The sequence below is a fragment of the Microbacterium sp. genome (assembly GCF_031988965.1).
In the GTDB taxonomy this organism is placed as follows: domain Bacteria; phylum Actinomycetota; class Actinomycetes; order Actinomycetales; family Microbacteriaceae; genus Microbacterium.
In genome coordinates this window covers 1-1,453 of sequence record NZ_DALZXX010000285.1, presented here as the reverse complement: position 1 = coordinate 1,453, position 1,453 = coordinate 1, and the positions used below count along the sequence as shown (strand labels likewise).

Annotated in this window: 2 protein-coding genes; both read right to left on the bottom strand. The window is 72.3% G+C overall.

The window, feature by feature from the left end; all coding sequences use genetic code 11:
• Positions 1-763 (bottom strand): MFS transporter (locus RTM68_RS18780; RefSeq protein WP_312173847.1); only part of this gene is annotated, 763 nt, incomplete at its 3' end.
• A gap of 57 nt (positions 764-820) precedes the next feature.
• On the bottom strand, positions 821-1,453 hold a 633-nt coding region (locus RTM68_RS18775), incomplete at its 5' end, for a beta-propeller fold lactonase family protein (protein WP_312173845.1).

Here is a 1,453-nt window from a genome sequence, read left to right as displayed (position 1 = left end):
TCGCCACGACGACCGCAGCGGCCGCGAGCACGGGACCCGCACCGGGGATGTCGCCGACGAGATTCAGCCCGAGCACCGCGAGCGCCGCGAGCACCGACCAGCCGAGCCGTCCGAACGCCCACAGGGTCGAGGCATCGCCCTCGCCCGACAGCCCGCGGAGCGCGGGGACGACCATGAGCAGCGCCGGAACCACGAGGAACACGACGCCGAGGAACACCCAGTGCCAGCTCCACAGCTCTGTGACCGCACCCGCGACCGTCGGTCCGACGAGGGACGGCACGACCCAGGCCGCGGCGAAACCGGCGAAGATCGCGGGGTGCAGGGCGCGGGGGTAGACACGGGCGACGACCACGTACAGGGCCACCATCAGACCGCCGTTGCCGAGGCCCTGGGCGAAGCGTCCGGCGACGAGCACCTCCATGCTCGGGGCGAGACCGGCGACGACGAGACCGACGACGAACAGGGCCACCGACAGGTACAGAGGCGCGACCGGGCCGCGGCGATCGGCCCAGTTCCCCGCCACCACCATGCCGATCACCCCGGTGGCCAGGGGCCCGGCGAACGCCAGCGCGTACAGGCGCTCACCGTCGAGGTCGGCGCTCACCGCCGGCATCACGGTCGTGACCGCGAGGGATTCGAACGCACCGAGAAAGACCAGGGCGCACGCGCCGATCGTGATCCAGAGGTAGGTGCCGTGGAGGATTCCCGGGGTGGCGGCCTCGGCGGCCTCGGCGGTCTGGGCCGCGTCCGTGTCTGCAGTCATAGGCTCGACCGTAGAACCTCAACAATGGTTGAGGTCAAGCGGCGACCGCGAACGGGCTCAGCGGACGAGCAGGAAGTTCGTCGGCGTCGGCGCCTGCGCCTGATGGCGGATGCCGAGCGGCGCCCCCGTGCGCTCGTCGAGGTCGAGCAGGGCGATCGTGTCGGAGCGCTGTCCCGCGACGAGCAGCTTGCCCTCGTGCACCAGGTGATGCCTCGGCCAGTCGACCCCGGAGTCGGCCAGCGCGAACGGCTCGAGGCTCTCGCCGCCTCCCTGCACGCGCAGCGCGGCGATCGTGTTGCTGCCACGCAGCGCCGTGTAGAGGACCTGTCCGTCTCGCGTGCGCGCCAGCTCGGCGGGGAAGTCGACGCCCACCTCGGCGATCGGGCTCGCGAGCACCGAGCCGACCACCGCCCACGTGCCGTCACGACCGGCGGCGAGCGTGAACACCTCGCACGAGTACTCGGTGACGACGTGCAGGTGACCGCTCGGGTGCACGACCATGTGGCGGGGCCCGGTGCCCATCGGCAGGGTGACCTCGTGGTCGAGCAGGAGCCCGCTCGCGCCCTGGCGCCAGATGCGCACGAGGTCGAAGCCGAGGTCGGTCGTCGCGATGCGTCCGTCCGGCAGGAAAGCGGCGGCGTGCGCGTGCGAGACGCGCTCGTCACCGCTCGCCGTGCGCGAACCCGCGTA